Origin of the sequence: Paraburkholderia lebeckiae, from assembly GCF_014201005.1 — a bacterium.
Classification (GTDB): Bacteria; Pseudomonadota; Gammaproteobacteria; order Burkholderiales; family Burkholderiaceae; genus Paraburkholderia; species Paraburkholderia tuberum.
On the sequence record NZ_JACHDK010000014.1, the window covers coordinates 104,320 to 119,056 of the forward strand.

Genomic DNA, 14,737 nt, shown 5'->3' on the forward strand with positions numbered 1-14,737 from the left:
TATTTTTTATTGGTGCCATATCAATTTGGGGCAAAAGAAAACGGCATACGACATGCCGCCTTCATGCAGTCCCTTGATGCAAAACGCTTTAATCGGATTTAAAGCGGCTCTATCGGCGCCGTCTCACTGCGTATGCGGCGTCTCGCGCACCTTGCGTGGCCGGCCACGCGGTAGGGGCGACACACGTCGGTTGGCGGCGCGCGCCGCCCATTCGCGGTACGTGTCGCTGCCGAGCACCCAGCCCTTCAACGTGGCTTGCTGGAGCTGGCTTGCCTCGCGCTCGTCGAGCGGCTGCTCGCACAGTTCGCGATAAGCACGCTGTCGCTCGAACGGCGTATTGCCGAGCGACCAGTAAAGGGGGTGATCCGTGATCAGACTGTCGAGGGTGAGGCCGATGTGATGACGATAGCTCGACCAGCGATAATCCTCGGCCGCGTTGACCAGTTCCAAGCGCACCGGACACATTTCGACGACCCGGCTCGCAAGCAGGAAGTAGCGCTCACCTTCGATCACGGTGGCCCGGTAACGGCCTTCCCACAAGGTGCCGCGGCGCGCATAGCGCCGGTTGAAGTGCGCGACGTAGCGCCGCCCGACGGCCTGCATCGCCTTGGGCAGGCTCGACTCCTCGGTGGGCGTGACCAGCAGTTGCACGGCGCCCGGCATCAAGGCGTAAGCGTGGATGGAAAGGTGATGGTCCCGGGAGGCCGCCTTCAAACAGTCGATGAAAAGCTCGTAGTCCTGGTCGTCGACGAAGGCGGGCTGCTGGTCGAGCCCGCGGAGGATGACGTGCTGCGGCTGGTCGGGGACATAAAGACGTGCAAGCCGTGCCATGCTGGAGTGTCCAATAGTCGCGTTGGTATATACCCGAAGGTCCGAAGAGCCGCATGGGCGCAAGGTTCGGCGCCATGCGGCCAAGCCAGAAACCACGCGGCGCTTAGGGAGAAAACTCTAACCGCCGCGTATGGTTTGTTTCAAACGTTGTAGTCATAATGAGCGGGCCTTTTTTGGAGGAGCACATATGAAATTAAAACAGGCCGTAACGGGGATGGCAGTGCTAGCCTGCATGAGCACTGCAGCGCACGCACAATCGGCCGGCACCATTTACTTCTCGACCGGCTGGTTCCATCTGGCGCCCCAATCGAGCAGCGACCCACTGACCGTGACCAGCATTGGCGGTAGCCCCACCAACATCACCGAAGCTAACACCGGCGCCTCGCTGAGTTCGGCCGATACCATCGGTTTCACCGCCGGCTACTTCGTCACCGACCATATCGCAACCGAATTCGTCATTGGCGTCCCCCCTACTTTCGATCTGTACGGCACGGGCAGCTTCGCGCAGTTCGGCAAGCTCGGGCAGGCCAAACAGTGGAGCCCGACGCTGCTGTTCAAGTACTACTTCAACGCGCCGACTGCTTCGTTCCGCCCGTATCTCGGTCTCGGTGTGAGCCGCATCTGGTTCACCGACGCACACATTTCCAACAGCGCATTCGAAGCCAACGTTCTGCATGGTCCGACCAGTGTGTCGACGGATAGTTCGTGGGTACCTGTGTTTAATGCGGGCTTCACGTACGCCTTCAATCAGCATTGGTTCGCCGGCGTGTCGATCTCGTACCTGCCGCTCAGCACGACCGCAAAGCTCAGTTCGGCATCGACCACGCCAGTCGGCACGCTGACCGTGCAATCGCAAACCAAGATCAAGCTGAACCCGATCGTCACTTACGTCAACGTCGGTTACCGTTTCTAACGCTTCGCGAGAGCGGGTAGCTTGAATTAGGGTAGTCGAATTTTCGCGACCTGGGGAACGCCGTCATCGAACCGATGACGGCGTTTGCATTTGGCGTCTCTGTTGTATCGGGATGGCCACGTCATCCGGCATCAGCGTTTGTAAATTTGACGCGAATTCGGCGCGTCGGTGTGCAAAATCTGGCGACCATACGGGCACGCCCCATCCTGTCGCGAGCCGCACGCGTGCAGCGTTGCCGGCGATGCAGCGCTTGGCATCGAAGTTGCGTTTAGATGGCGTTTCCTACGCGACGACGTGATACTGCGTCTGCGCATAGCGTGTCCGCGCGACGATGCGCGGGGTCTTTCAACTCATCGACGGAGCGACCATGACAGCACTTCCAAATACGCGAGACGCCCTCGGCGAATCCTGGACCAGCGCGAGTCGCCGCGCGCGGCGCATCGCTCGCCATAGCCGCCACGCGGCCGAAGATATCGCGGTCGAGTTGCGCACCCTGCTGTCGGAACTCGAATCGACCTTGGCCGACGGCACGCAGGCCGACGCCGTGGCCCTGCGCGGCAGGCTGCGCAAACAGTTGGATGCCGCGCGCGAGCGGCTGAACGACACGCGCGACGCGATGCGCGATCGTGCGGGCGTCGCGATCTCGGACGCCGATCACTACGTGCATGAAAATCCGTGGCAGACGATTGCGATCGTCGGCGGGCTTGCGCTGGTGGCGGGCGCGCTGTTCGCGTCCCGTTCGCGATGACGCTGGCTTGCCCGGTTTGACGGTGCTGGCAAGGGGGCGCGACGGCCGCTTCGATGCGGCAAGGCTGAACGTTACACCGCTTGCCGCGCCCAGCCGCTAGCGCCTAGTTATCGTCGATCACGAACAGCCGCCGATACTCCTTCAGCGCGTAACGATCGGTCATTCCCGCGATGTAATGCGCGATCAAACGCGGCTGACGCGTCGCATCGGCCGACTGATAGTCCGGCGGCAGCAGCCGCGGGTCGTCGGTGAACGCGTCGAACAGGCCGACCACGACGCGGCGTGCCTTATTGGCCATGCGCATCACCCGATAGTGACGGTACATGTTTCTGAACAGGAAGCGCTTGAGCGCCGCGGCCTGCGCGGCGATCGCATCACTGTGCGCGACGAGCGGGGGCGCCGCGCGCACGTCGTCGAGTGACGCCGGCGCATAGCGCGCGAGATTGGCCCGCGTCGTTTCGATCAGATCGACGATCAGCGTATTGATCACGCGCCGCACCGTCTCGTGAATCAGCCGACGCCCCTCGATCTGCGGATAGTCGCCGCGCGCCGCCTCGCAGTGCATCTGCCAGAGTTCCACTTCGGCGAGCTGCTCGAGCGACAACAGACCGGAACGCAGACCGTCGTCGACGTCGTGATTGTTGTACGCGATTTCGTCGGCGACGTTGGCGATCTGCGCTTCGAGCGACGGTTGCCGCCCTTCGAGAAAGCGCTCGCCCAACGTCCCGAGCCGGCGCGCGTTGTCGCGCGAGCAATGCTTGAGAATGCCCTCGCGCGTCTCGAAGCACAGGTTCAACCCATTGAACGCTCCGTAGTGCTCTTCAAGTTCGTCGACGACCGCGAGGCTCTGCAGGTTGTGCTCGAAGCCGCCATGCTCGCGCATGCATTCGTTCAACGCATCCTGGCCGGCATGGCCGAACGGCGTATGGCCGAGATCGTGCGCCAGCGAAATCGCTTCGACGAGATCTTCATTGACGCGCAGATTGCGCGCAACCGAGCGCGCGATCTGCGCAACTTCGAGGCTATGGGTGAGGCGCGTGCGAAACAGGTCGCCCTCGTGGTTGACGAATACCTGAGTCTTGTATTCGAGCCGCCGGAATGCGCTCGAGTGGACGATGCGGTCGCGATCGCGCTGAAACTCGGTACGCGCGCTCGGCGCGGATTCCGCATAGCGACGCCCACGCGACTGGCTCGAATGCGCCGCGTACGGCGCGAGATGCGCTTCGAGCGCCTGCTGGGTCGGCGCGGGGACGGCGGGTGTGGCAACCGCGGCAGCGGCATCCGCGGTGCTGGCCATGGCGGCGATGACGCCGTTCCCGGCGCCTGCGCGCGCGCTCGTCGTGTCATGCTGGATATCGTCGCTGCGCCTGTCAGTCACCGGGTCCTCCGAAACATGGGCGGCGCCTCGTGACGCGGGGGCGTGAAGCGTGGCTGCAGGGCCGTGTCGAATCTAGACGGCGGCGGCCAGCGTCGCATGCACGTCGGCGTCGGGCGCGCGGGTGATCAGTGTCTCACCGAAACGCTTCAGCAGAATGAACTTGATCGCGCCGGCTTCCGCCTTCTTGTCGATCTGCATCAGCTCGATGTAACGATCCGCGCCGAGTGCGGGAGCACGAGTGGGCAGATGCGCGGCAAGCACGACGTCGACGAGCCGCTTGCGCGACGCTTCATCGAGATGGCCGAGCCTCACGGACAGATCCGCCGCCATCACCATTCCGCAGCCGACCGCCTCGCCGTGCAGCCACTCGCCATAGCCGAGTCCGGCTTCGATCGCGTGGCCGAACGTGTGACCGAAGTTGAGGATCGCGCGCAGACCACCTTCGCGCTCGTCCTGCGCCACCACCGACGCCTTGATCTCGCACGAGCGTTTGACTGCCTCCGTCAACGCCTGCGGTTCGCAGCGGTTCAAAGCCTCGATATTGGCCTCGATCCAGGTGAAGAAACCGGCGTCGGCGATTGCGCCGGTCTTGATGATCTCGGCGATGCCCGCCGCGAGTTCGCGTTCGGGCAACGTACGCAATGCGCCGATGTCAGCGATCACCGCCCGAGGCTGGTAGAACGCGCCGATCATGTTCTTGCCTAGCGGATGGTTGATGCCGGTCTTGCCGCCGACCGACGAATCGACCTGCGACAGCAACGTGGTCGGCACCTGGATGAACGGCACGCCGCGCATGTAGCAGGCGGCGGCAAACCCGGTCATGTCGCCGATCACACCGCCACCGAGCGCGATCAGCGTGGTCTTGCGGTCGGCGCGCGAGCCGAGCAGCGCGTCGAAGATCAGGTTCAGCGTCTGCAGATTCTTGTGTGCTTCGCCGTCCGGCAAAACCACCGTGGACACCTGCTTGTTCAGCGGCGCAAGCGCCGCGCGCAGCTTGTCGCCGTAGAGCGGATCGACGGTGCTATTGGTGACGATCGTGACCGAGTTGCCGGCGATATGCGGCGCGAACAGCTCGGTCCGGCCGATCAGGTCGGCACCGATATGGATGGGGTAGGCGCGCTCGCCCAGTTCGACGTTGACGGTAATCATACGGTCCATTATGACGCAGGAGGTTTGGCGACGCCGGCCATCTCGAGCTGCATCAGAACCATGTTGACGAGTCCGTTGACCGAGGGCCGGCCGGTTTCGATCACGAAGTGCGCGCATTCGCGGTACAGCGGGTCGCGCACTTCATAGAGCGCTTCGAGGCGCGCCTTGGGGTCTTCCGTTTGCAGCAGCGGGCGATTCTTGTCGCGCCGCGTGCGCAGCCACAGGTCATGCGGATTGGCGCGCAGATAGATCACGAGGCCACGGCTTTTCAACGCTTCGCGGTTTTCCGGCCGCAGCACTGCACCACCGCCGGTCGCGAGCACGATATTGTCGCGCCCGGTCAGCTCCGAGATCACGCTCGCTTCGCGATCGCGAAAGCCCGCTTCGCCCTCGAGCTCGAAGATCACGGGAATGCGCGCGCCCGTGCGCGCCTCGATTTCATGGTCGGAATCGAAGAACGGGCGCTCGAGACGGCGCGCAACCGCCCGACCCACAGTGGTTTTTCCTGCCCCCATGAGCCCTACGAAAAAAACATTGGCGTGTGCGTCCCGCGCTTGCAACGGTATCCTCTGGCTAATCCGGTGTAGTTCGTGCCGCAGCTTACTGGCAAAGCGGCTGCCTTGTCGAGCCTGCGCGCCGCCGGCGGACGGCGGCGCATGCGTGCCCTATATGCCCTAATTTTCCCGCACCACGCGCGGCGTGATGAAAACCGCCAGTTCGCTACGCGTGTCGCGATGAGTCCGATGGCGGAACAATGCGCCCAGAACCGGTATTTTGCCGAGGAGGGGCACCCGCTCGACGTCGTCACGGTCGTCGGTCTCGTAAATTCCGCCGATCGACACCGTACCGCCATCCTCGACCTCGACGCGCGTTTGCACGTGCTTGGTGTTGATCGCGGGCCCGGCGTCGGTCTGCTCGCCGACGCTGTCCTTCGCGACGTCGAGATCGAGCACCACGCGGCCATCCGGCATGATCTGCGGCTCGACCTCCAGTTTGAGCGTCGCGCGGCGAAACTGCACGCCCGATACGCCCTGGCCGACCTTCGCCTGATACGGTAGCTCGGTGCCCTGCTCGACGATCGCCTTCATCCGGTCCGCGGTAACGACCCGTGGGCTCGACACGATTTTCCCATGCCCTTCGGACTCGAGCGCCGAGAGCTCGATATTCAGCAGCCGGGTTGCGTGAGCCGCGAACAGCGTGAGGCCAGCGGTCGCGGCATCGAATCCGGAGATCGGTCGGGCCGACAGATCGTACACGGAGCCGTCCGTGCCACCCGTCAGCCCCCTCGACGTACCGTCCGCGCTGGTGCCGGCGAGCGACAGCCGCACCCCGAGATTGCGCGAAAAACCCTGGTCGCCTTCGACGATCTGAGCCTCGATCAGCACCTGGCGAGTCGGCCGGTCGACGGAAGCGATCAGCGCCGCGATCTGCTCGAGCCGCCCCGCGAGATCGGTGACGAACAGCAGGTTGGTGCGCGGATCAGCGGTGACGGCGCCACGTTTGGACAGCACGCGCTGGGTGCCGGAACCGGTCAGCAGGCGACGCACGTCCTCGGCGTGCGCGTAGTGCAGCTCGAAGGTGCGGCTCGCGAGCGGCTCGAGGTCCGCGGCGCGCGCGTGGGCTTCGAAGCGTTGCCGTTCGCGCGCGGCGAGCTCGGCGGCAGGCGCGACCCAGATTACGTTGCCGTGGCGCTCCATCGCCAGATTGTTGACGTCGAGCAAGGTGTCGAACGCGGTGCGCCACGGCACCTTGTCGAGACGTATCGACACGGCGCCGCGCACTTTGTCGCTGGCGACGATGTTCAGGCCGGTGAACTCGGCGAACGCTTTCAGGACTGCGCCAAGTTGCGCACGCTGAAAGTTCAGCGAGATCGGCTTGTTGCCGGCGGGAAGGCCCGAGTCCGCACCGGCCGCAGCGTCGGCGAGGCGCGGCCGCGGCGGCAGCGGGACCGGCGGGCCTTCGAGACTGGGCGTGCCGGCACTGTCGTCGCGAGCCGGGGTGGCGGGCTGGTTTGGCGAAGGCGGCGGCATCGGGCCGTTGGCGACGTCGTCCGGGGAAGCGTCGGGTGCTATCGCGGAACGCGGGGCCGGCTGGAGGGTGTCCGGCTCCTGGGCCGCGCCTGGCGTGGAAACGTCGCCGAACGGATTCGCCGCCTGGCCGATGCCGCCGCTCGGCAGCGGCGCCGTCTCGTAGGCGGTGCTGGCCGATACGGCCGGGTCGTCGAGCGCCGCGTAAGTCGGCAACGGCGGCAGCAGCAGTGGCGTCGCTGCCTGCGCGACGCCGGCACCCAGCGTCGCGGCGACGTAGAGCCCGAAACACCGTCCGGAGACGACGCGGACCTCGCGTCCGACACCCAGCGTCGCCACGCTCCATCGCTTGAGCGGGCGCATCATGACGGCTCCGTCAGCGTCAGCGTGCGCGTCGCGCCGCCGTTCGCGAGCGTAATGCCAAGCGCGTCGAGCTGTGTGACCCGCTCGACGCCCAGTCGTTGCCCGGCCGCGACCGTCGTCGTGCCGTCTGGCGCGTCGAGCAGCGCGAGCCCGCGGGTACGATCGCGCAGCAAACCGACAAGGCGCAAGTCAGAGGCATCGCCCAGCTCGCCGCTCGCGGAGATCTGCGACTTCGCAAACGGATCGAAGAACACGACGCCTTCGTCGTCATCGTCGGCAGCCTCGTCGGCGTCAGGGCTCGCGTCGGCGCTCGCAGCCGGGGTGTCGGGCACCGGTCGCAGCGCGGCGTACACCTGCAGCGTCGCGGCCACCGCGAGCCCTTTGCCGTCCTGCTTGACGGTCACGTCGACGGGAACGATCAGCACCGGCAGTTGTGCGAGCCCGTGGAAAAACGCCATCAGGTGAACGAAGTCGGTGCGCGCGGTGAGCTGCAGCACGCGCATCCGCTCGACGCCCTCGCCGCTCGCCGCGCCCGGTTCCACCGCAAGCAGCGCGACGCCGCTTTGCGTGGCCAGCTCGGAGACGATGCGCACGTCGTCGGCGGAGTTCCACGACACGGCGCTCGGCGCCGTGGCCGGCATCGCCGCGGCTGCACGGCGCAGCGACGGCAGCTGTGCTAGCGTGTGCCGCGCGTCCGAGAGACGCTGCGTGCTGACCGCGAGCGCCGCGCGGCTTGCTTCCAGTCCGGCGAGATCAGCCGCGTTCCAGCCGTACGCGCCGATACCGAACACGAGCGCGGCAAGCGTCGCCGCGACGAGCCAGCGACGGCGCCGGCTCCACGCCTCGAGCGGCACGCGCGCTCGCTTGACCCAGCGCGAAAAACCCGCGGACCCATGCGCCGCACCACCCGAGTCGAAAAAGGTCGTGTTCATCGCGCACCTCCCGTTTGTGCGGCCTTCAGGGCGCGTGTCGCTTTGTGCGGCGGATCACCCCAGCGCAGCCGCGCATCGAACTCCACGGGTCCGCTTATCGTCTGTTCCGTCGACGCGCCGCCCTTCCCCGTCGGCCGATGCAGATCGCGCATCTCCGCGCCCTGCACGCCGTGGATCGCGCCGAGCCGCTTGAGCCACTCAGCCGACGCGATATGGCCACTCGAAGTCGCCAGCAATTCAGTCTCGAACTCGCGCTGACGCAACTGCCGCAACACGACGCGATCGCCGGGTTCGAAGCTCAGCGCGTCGAGCAGATCGCGCAGATGTGCGAGCGGCCTCGCGAGACTCGCGGCGCGCGCCGCGGCTTCGCGCTGATCCTGTTGGGCCCGCGACAGCTTCGCGTGCTCCGCGAGCGGCGCGGCGAGCGGAGTCAGCGCCTGCCCGGCCGCCGCGCGCCGCGCATCGAGCCGCGCTGCGGCGAAGCTCTGCCAACCGGCGACGAGCAACACACCTGCGGCCCCGACACAAGCAGCCACAGCCCAGTCGCGCATACAGCGGCGCCGCGAGAGTCGCGCGTTGCGTTGGCGATACGGCAGCAGATTGAAGCCGCCCAGCCACGGTACAGCGGCGCGCTGATCGGCATTTGCGGCGACACCAGACGAAAACGACAGAACGGCCCTCATTCCAGCACCCCGCGCAACGCGAGCCCAAACGCGACCGCGCCAGCCGGCTCGTGCAGCAAGGCGTCGTCGAGCGGCCGCGCGTGGCTGCCGAGCAGCGCGCATTCGAACGGCAGCGCCGAGCAGCCGAGCACGTCGCCAATATCGGCGAGTGAAAAGCCGACGCCGTCAAGCAGATCGATTTCGCCGCCGATCAGCGCGCAGTCGAACTCCGGCCCGCGCATGAGATCGCGCAACGCGTCCGCGAGATCGGCATGCTCGGGCGCCGGGTAGCGCATCTCGCCGACGCTCGCGCCATCGACGACGCTCCAGCCGTACACGCCGTCCGTGCCGACCCATACCGCCGCGTATGGCTCGTTCGGGTCGAGCTCGCGACTGGCCGCGTGGCGCAGCGCGCGCAATGCCGCGTGCGGTTCGCCATCGATCGCGGACAGCGAAATCCCCGCGGTCGCGGCGCATTCGATCCGCGCTTCGAGATGCTGACGCGCGGTCGCGGCGATCTTCACCGAGCGCACCGGCGACGGCGTCTCGTCGACGTACCAGTCGACCGCGAGCGCATGACGCTCGAGGCCGGCGATGCGCTCCGCCTCTCCCATCACGGCGGGCGCGAGTCCAGCGAGCGCAACGCCGCCGTCCTCCGCCTCGCAGTCGCTCTGAGCGGCGAGCCGCGTGAGCGGCACTGTCGTCGTCAGCGTGGCCGACGAAGGCACGGCCATCGCGCAGCGCAGCGCGTGCGTCGCGCACACGCGCGGCAAACCGGCGAACGCATCGCGCAACGCCCGCGCGACGGCCTGCCGATCGACGATCTCGGCGCCCGCCATGGCGCCGGCCGCGAGCGGCACCGTGCTCATATATTCGAGATGCAGCGCGCCCCGGGCACGTTGACTCACCACGACGAGACGCACGTTTTGCGAACCGACATCGATGCCTGCGGCGAAACGCTGCCGGCCCTCCCGCACCGCCTGAAGCCACGAATTTTTATAGGCCATACCGCCCTCCCTTTGACTCACGCGACGAACCATTCGAACGCGAGTAACGAGGGATCATTGTCGGCAGACGCACGTCCTAACGACATTCAGCCGAATGGCTAACGCGGATGCGAAGCCGCCCCGAGCGACATCAAAGCGACTACAGTTGGGACTACAGCGAAGTCATTCCCGCGCCGCCTGGCGTGTGCCGATTGCACGTTATCCGTAAGCTTGTCGAAAGCAGAAAAACCCTGGCGGCTATAATCGCGGGACTGTTTTTCCGGTACTCCTATGCAAGCCACGTCTCCTACGTCCCCACCGCCCGCGCCGAAAAAGCGCAAACGTCCGTTATGGCTGAAGCTGATTCTCGGCTTTGTCGGCTTGATCGTGGCGGGCATCGTATGCGTGGCGCTGGTGCTCGGCTATGCGCTCGTGGTCGCGACGCCAAACCTGCCGTCACTCGATGCATTGACCGACTATCAGCCCAAAGTGCCGCTGCGAATCTATACGGCCGACCACGTGCTGATCGGCGAATTCGGCGAGGAGCGGCGCGACATCGTGCACATCCAGGACGTGCCCGACAGCCTGAAGAAAGCGATCCTCGCGATCGAGGACGCGCGCTTCTATGAGCACGGTGGCGTCGACCTCACCGGCATCGCGCGAGCCGGCTTCGTCGCGCTGACCAACGGTCATGCGACGCAAGGCGCGAGCACGATCACGATGCAGGTCGCGCGCAACTTCTTTCTGTCCAGCGAGAAGACGTACACGCGCAAGATCTACGAGATGCTGCTCGCGTACAAGATCGAGTCGAAGCTGAGCAAGGATCAGATTCTCGAGGTGTACATGAATCAGATCTATCTAGGTCAACGCGCGTACGGTTTCGCGAGTGCTGCGCGCGTGTACTTCGGCAAGGATCTGAAGGACCTGACGCTCGCCGAATCGGCGATGCTCGCCGGTCTGCCGAAGGCGCCGTCCGCGTATAACCCGGTCGTCAATCCGAAGCGTGCGAAGGTGCGCCAGGAGTACATCCTGCAGCGCATGTATGAATTGCACTACATCACTCAGGAACAGTACGACGAGGCGAGCCGGCAGCGGCTCGTAGTGAAGGGCATGGGCAAGGAGTACAGCGTGCACGCGGAATACGTCGCGGAAATGGTGCGGCAGATGATGTACGCGCAGTATCGGGAGGAAGCCTACACGCGCGGCCTGAACGTCGTGACCACGATCGACTCGGCCGATCAGGACGTCGCCTACCACGCGGTGCGCAAAGGCTTGATGGACTACGAGCGCCGTCACGGCTATCGCGGCCCGGAGGCGTTCATCGATCTGCCGGCCGACGCCGACGAGCGCGAGCAGGCCATCGACGACGCGCTGCTCGAACATCCCGACAATGGCGAAATCATTGCGGCCGTCGTCACGGCGGCGAGTCCGAAGCAGGTGCAGGCGGCGTTCATCGACGGCAATGTCGCGACCATTCAGGGCGACGGCCTGCGCTATGCGCAGTTCGCGCTCGGTCCGCGCGCGCAACCGACTCAGCGCATCCGGCCCGGCGCGATCGTGCGGCTCGTGAAGAACGATGAGGGCGACTGGTCGATCACGCAATTGCCCCAGGTGGAAGGCGCGTTCATCTCGGTGGTGCCGCAGGACGGTGCGATCCGCTCGCTGGTCGGCGGCTTCGACTTCAACAAGAACAAGTTCAATCACGTGACGCAGGCGTGGCGTCAGCCGGGCTCCAGCTTCAAGCCGTTCATCTATTCGGCGTCGCTCGAAAAGGGCCTCGGGCCCGCCACGATCATCAACGACGCGCCGCTTTTCTTCAGCGCCGCCGAAACCGGCGGCCAGGCGTGGGAGCCGAAAAACTACGGCGGCGGCTTCGACGGTCCGATGACGATGCGCACCGCGCTGCAGAAATCGAAGAACCTCGTGTCGATCCGCATCCTGAACCAGATCGGCCCGAAGTACGCGCAGCAATACATCACGCGCTTTGGCTTCGACGCGGACCGCCATCCCGCCTATCTGCCGATGGCGCTCGGCGCGGGCCTCGTGACGCCGCTGCAGATGGCGGGCGCGTTTTCGGTGTTCGCCAACGGCGGCTACCGGATCAATCCGTATCTGATCGCGGAGGTCACCGATCAGCGCGGCATCGTCGTCGCGCACGCGCAGCCGCTCGTGGCCGGGCAAAGCGCGCCGTTCGCGATCCAACCGCGCAACGCCTACGTGATGAACAGCCTGCTGCAAAGCGTCGCGCAGCACGGCACCGGGGCGAAGAGCAACGTGCTCAAGCGCACCGATCTCGCCGGCAAGACCGGCACGACCAACGATTCCCGCGACGCGTGGTTCGCCGGCTATCAGCACACGCTCACCGCGATCGCGTGGATCGGCTACGACAACCCGCGCAGCCTCGGCGACAAGGAAACCGGCGGCGGCCTGGCGCTGCCGGTGTGGATCGAGTACATGGGACGCGCGCTGAAGGGGGTGCCCGAGTACAAGATGGCACGCCCCGACGACGTCAGCGAAATCGGCTCGGAGCTTTATTTCGACGAGTTCACGCCGGGCCACGGTTTCATCGCGACGGTCGGCGTCAGTCAGGCGACGCTCGATGCGGAGGCGAGCGCGGCAGCCGCCGCGCCGGAACAGGTCGGCGAACAGGAAAAGCAGGACATCATGAATCTGTTCCGCGGGCACTGAGGCTGCGTCGATGTCCCGCTAGAAAAGAAAAACCGCCGCGTTCGATACGCGGCGGTTCTGTTTTGAGCGCGCTTCGCGCTTATTGCGCGGCGAAATGCACCGGCTCGCCAGCCTGCTGCGTCGCATACTGCGACAGCGCCGCGAAAAACTCCGCGCCGCTGCGCGTGTCGCGCCATTCACCGTCGACGAAACGGAAGTGGAAACCGCCGGCCTTCGCCGCGATCCAGATCTCGCTCATCGGCGGCTGAAGGTTGACGATGATCTTCGTGCGGTTCTCGAATTCGAGCGTCAAAACGTTGCCGCTGCGCTCGAGTTCGATGTCGGCGTCGGTGTCGTCGAGCGCGCTCTCGATGGCGGCCAGCACGGCTTCCGCACGGGACAGGTAATCACTATCGGACATGCTAAACTCCATCGATTATTCATTCAGGGACAGTCATGCGAGTCGTAACTCGGATGCGCGCGGCAGCGCCCGGCCGCGCGATTGTAGCGGTTTTAGCCATTCTCGCAGGTTGTGCGCTCACCGGCTGCGGCCAACGCGGCTCGCTCTATCTGCCGACCGTACCGCCGATGCCTGCCCCGCCGGCTCACCGCACGCAAACACCGTCGACCGATCAAACGCAACCGGCTAGCGGCAGCGCGGCCGACATGGGATCGATCCCGGACACCTCGGGCAAGCCGCTCACGCTCGCCCCCGAAGACCAGCTCACGGTGCCGCCTGCTTCGGCGGCATCGGCTCCCGCAGTCCCGCTGCCCGCCTCTGCCGTCCCTTCCGTTCAATAAGACTTTCGCATGACTCGATCCGCATTTGACTACGTCGACGGCGTATTGCACGCCGAAGGCGTGTCCGCCGTTTCCCTCGCCGAGCAGTTCGGCACGCCGCTCTACGTCTATTCGCGCGCCGCGCTCACCGCTGCGTGGAACGCCTATGCGGGCGCCTGCGGGGGGCGTCGCGCGAGCGTGCACGTGGCCGTCAAGGCCAACAGCAATCTCGCGGTGCTGAACGTTTTCGCGCGCCTCGGCGCGGGCTTCGACATCGTGTCGGGCGGCGAGCTCGCGCGCGTGCTCGCGGCCGGCGGCAAAGCGGAAAACACCGTGTTTTCGGGCGTCGGCAAGCAGGCAAGCGAAATGCGCGACGCGCTCGCGGCGGGCGTCAAATGCTTCAACGTCGAATCCATTCCCGAACTCGACCGCCTCAACGCGGTGGCGGGCGAGATGGGCAAGAAAGCGCCGGTGTCGCTGCGCGTGAATCCCGATGTCGATGCGAAAACGCATCCGTACATTTCCACCGGACTCAAGACCAACAAGTTCGGCGTCGCGTTCGAAGATGCGCGTGCCACCTACCAGGCGGCCGCGGCGATGTCGAATCTCGAGGTGATCGGCATCGACTGCCATATTGGCTCGCAGATCACCGAAGTCGCGCCCTATCTCGACGCGATCGACAAAGTGCTGGAACTCGTCGAGCAGATCGAGCAGGACGGCGTGACGATTCGCCATATCGACGTCGGCGGCGGTCTCGGCATCACCTACGACGACGAAACGCCGCCGGAAATCGGTGAGTTCGTGCGCACGTTGCTCGATCGCATCGAAGCGCGCGGCCACGGTCACCGCGAAGTCTATTTCGAGCCGGGCCGCTCGCTGGTCGGCAATGCGGGCGTGCTGCTCACACGTCTTGAGTTTCTGAAGCCGGGCGAGGACAAGAACTTCGCGATCGTCGACGCGGCGATGACCGATCTCGCGCGCCCCGCGATGTACGACGCGTATCACGCCATCGAGCCGGTCGTGAAGCGCGACGTCCCCGCGCACGTCTATGACGTGGTCGGCCCCGTCTGCGAAAGCGGCGACTGGCTTGGCCGCGAACGGCTGCTCGCGGTCGAACCCGGCGATCTGCTCGCGATCCGCTCGGCCGGCGCGTACGGCTTCGTGATGAGCTCGAACTACAACACCCGTGCGCGCGCCGCCGAGGTGATGGTGGATGGTACACAGGCGCATGTGGTTCGCGCGCGCGAAGAGGTCAAGCAGCTGTTTGCGGATGAAGCGATACTGCCGGCGTAAACGTCGGT

The 14,737-nt window shown here is 65.5% G+C and carries 14 protein-coding genes; 5 read left to right on the forward strand and 9 right to left on the reverse strand.

What is annotated here, in order from left to right; all coding sequences use genetic code 11:
* Positions 1-123 precede the first annotated feature (123 nt).
* Complete coding sequence (locus HDG39_RS24085) at positions 124-831, reverse strand: transposase (RefSeq protein WP_018420184.1); 708 nt, start codon at positions 829-831, stop codon at positions 124-126.
* Between the two features lie 187 nt (positions 832-1,018).
* Between HDG39_RS24085 and HDG39_RS24090 the strand changes: the two genes are divergently transcribed.
* Entirely contained in the window at positions 1,019-1,744 is a 726-nt protein-coding gene (locus HDG39_RS24090) for an OmpW/AlkL family protein (protein ID WP_184009229.1), read from the forward strand.
* A gap of 367 nt (positions 1,745-2,111) precedes the next feature.
* Entirely contained in the window at positions 2,112-2,492 is a 381-nt protein-coding gene (locus tag HDG39_RS24095) for an ElaB/YgaM/YqjD family protein (protein ID WP_013090729.1), read from the forward strand.
* 103 nt (positions 2,493-2,595) lie between these two features.
* Here HDG39_RS24095 and HDG39_RS24100 read toward each other — a convergent pair whose 3' ends face one another.
* From HDG39_RS24100 to pilM, 7 genes are all read right to left on the reverse strand, one after another.
* Positions 2,596-3,789: a deoxyguanosinetriphosphate triphosphohydrolase gene (locus tag HDG39_RS24100; RefSeq protein ID WP_221305846.1), complete on the reverse strand. Its 1,194-nt coding sequence runs from the start codon at positions 3,787-3,789 to the stop codon at positions 2,596-2,598.
* 153 nt (positions 3,790-3,942) lie between these two features.
* Entirely contained in the window at positions 3,943-5,028 is a 1,086-nt protein-coding gene (aroB, locus tag HDG39_RS24105) for a 3-dehydroquinate synthase (RefSeq protein WP_184009233.1), read from the reverse strand.
* On the reverse strand, positions 5,028-5,579 hold the full coding sequence (locus HDG39_RS24110) for a shikimate kinase (protein ID WP_184009235.1): 552 nt from the start codon (positions 5,577-5,579) through the stop codon (positions 5,028-5,030). The genes aroB and HDG39_RS24110 overlap by 1 nt, the downstream gene beginning before the upstream one ends.
* 114 nt (positions 5,580-5,693) lie before the next feature.
* Entirely contained in the window at positions 5,694-7,412 is a 1,719-nt protein-coding gene (locus HDG39_RS24115; protein ID WP_184009237.1) for a type IV pilus secretin PilQ, read from the reverse strand.
* Entirely contained in the window at positions 7,409-8,341 is a 933-nt protein-coding gene (locus HDG39_RS24120) for a hypothetical protein (RefSeq protein WP_184009239.1), read from the reverse strand. The genes HDG39_RS24115 and HDG39_RS24120 overlap by 4 nt, the downstream gene beginning before the upstream one ends.
* The gene (locus HDG39_RS24125; RefSeq protein WP_184009241.1) at positions 8,338-9,024 is read right to left on the reverse strand and encodes a fimbrial assembly protein; all 687 of its coding nucleotides are present in this window, start codon (positions 9,022-9,024) and stop codon (positions 8,338-8,340) included. Before HDG39_RS24125 ends, HDG39_RS24120 begins: the two co-directional genes overlap by 4 nt.
* The gene (gene pilM, locus HDG39_RS24130; protein ID WP_184009243.1) at positions 9,021-10,010 is read right to left on the reverse strand and encodes a pilus assembly protein PilM; all 990 of its coding nucleotides are present in this window, start codon (positions 10,008-10,010) and stop codon (positions 9,021-9,023) included. The genes HDG39_RS24125 and pilM overlap by 4 nt, the downstream gene beginning before the upstream one ends.
* 270 nt (positions 10,011-10,280) lie before the next feature.
* Here pilM and HDG39_RS24135 point away from each other — a divergent pair, with 270 nt between their 5' ends.
* Entirely contained in the window at positions 10,281-12,677 is a 2,397-nt protein-coding gene (locus HDG39_RS24135) for a penicillin-binding protein 1A (protein ID WP_184009245.1), read from the forward strand.
* Between the two features lie 79 nt (positions 12,678-12,756).
* Here the strand turns inward: HDG39_RS24135 and cyaY are convergent, their stop codons facing one another.
* Positions 12,757-13,077: an iron donor protein CyaY gene (gene cyaY / locus HDG39_RS24140; RefSeq protein ID WP_184009248.1), complete on the reverse strand. Its 321-nt coding sequence runs from the start codon at positions 13,075-13,077 to the stop codon at positions 12,757-12,759.
* 35 nt (positions 13,078-13,112) lie between these two features.
* On the opposite strand from cyaY, the gene lptM reads away from it, so the two are divergent.
* Positions 13,113-13,457, forward strand: a complete 345-nt coding sequence (lptM, locus tag HDG39_RS24145) for an LPS translocon maturation chaperone LptM (protein ID WP_026225730.1) — start codon at positions 13,113-13,115, stop codon at positions 13,455-13,457.
* Between the two features lie 9 nt (positions 13,458-13,466).
* Positions 13,467-14,729 carry a diaminopimelate decarboxylase gene (gene lysA, locus HDG39_RS24150; RefSeq protein WP_184009250.1) on the forward strand — a complete coding sequence of 421 codons (1,263 nt, stop codon included), beginning with the start codon at positions 13,467-13,469 and terminating at the stop codon, positions 14,727-14,729.
* The last annotated feature ends 8 nt before the right edge of the window (positions 14,730-14,737 follow it).

Excerpts from the sequence above, each read along its gene's own strand:
- HDG39_RS24085 (WP_018420184.1), bottom strand. The coding sequence starts at position 831 with ATGGCACGGCTTGCACGTCTTTATGTCCCCGACCAGCCGCAGCACGTC.
- HDG39_RS24090 (WP_184009229.1), top strand. The coding sequence starts at position 1,019 with ATGAAATTAAAACAGGCCGTAACGGGGATGGCAGTGCTAGCCTGCATG.
- HDG39_RS24095 (WP_013090729.1), top strand. The coding sequence starts at position 2,112 with ATGACAGCACTTCCAAATACGCGAGACGCCCTCGGCGAATCCTGGACC.
- HDG39_RS24100 (WP_221305846.1), bottom strand. The coding sequence starts at position 3,789 with ATGGCCAGCACCGCGGATGCCGCTGCCGCGGTTGCCACACCCGCCGTC.
- aroB (WP_184009233.1), bottom strand. The coding sequence starts at position 5,028 with ATGGACCGTATGATTACCGTCAACGTCGAACTGGGCGAGCGCGCCTAC.
- HDG39_RS24115 (WP_184009237.1), bottom strand. The coding sequence starts at position 7,412 with ATGATGCGCCCGCTCAAGCGATGGAGCGTGGCGACGCTGGGTGTCGGA.
- HDG39_RS24120 (WP_184009239.1), bottom strand. The coding sequence starts at position 8,341 with ATGAACACGACCTTTTTCGACTCGGGTGGTGCGGCGCATGGGTCCGCG.
- HDG39_RS24125 (WP_184009241.1), bottom strand. The coding sequence starts at position 9,024 with ATGAGGGCCGTTCTGTCGTTTTCGTCTGGTGTCGCCGCAAATGCCGAT.
- pilM (WP_184009243.1), bottom strand. The coding sequence starts at position 10,010 with ATGGCCTATAAAAATTCGTGGCTTCAGGCGGTGCGGGAGGGCCGGCAG.
- HDG39_RS24135 (WP_184009245.1), top strand. The coding sequence starts at position 10,281 with ATGCAAGCCACGTCTCCTACGTCCCCACCGCCCGCGCCGAAAAAGCGC.
- cyaY (WP_184009248.1), bottom strand. The coding sequence starts at position 13,077 with ATGTCCGATAGTGATTACCTGTCCCGTGCGGAAGCCGTGCTGGCCGCC.
- lptM (WP_026225730.1), top strand. The coding sequence starts at position 13,113 with ATGCGAGTCGTAACTCGGATGCGCGCGGCAGCGCCCGGCCGCGCGATT.
- lysA (WP_184009250.1), top strand. The coding sequence starts at position 13,467 with ATGACTCGATCCGCATTTGACTACGTCGACGGCGTATTGCACGCCGAA.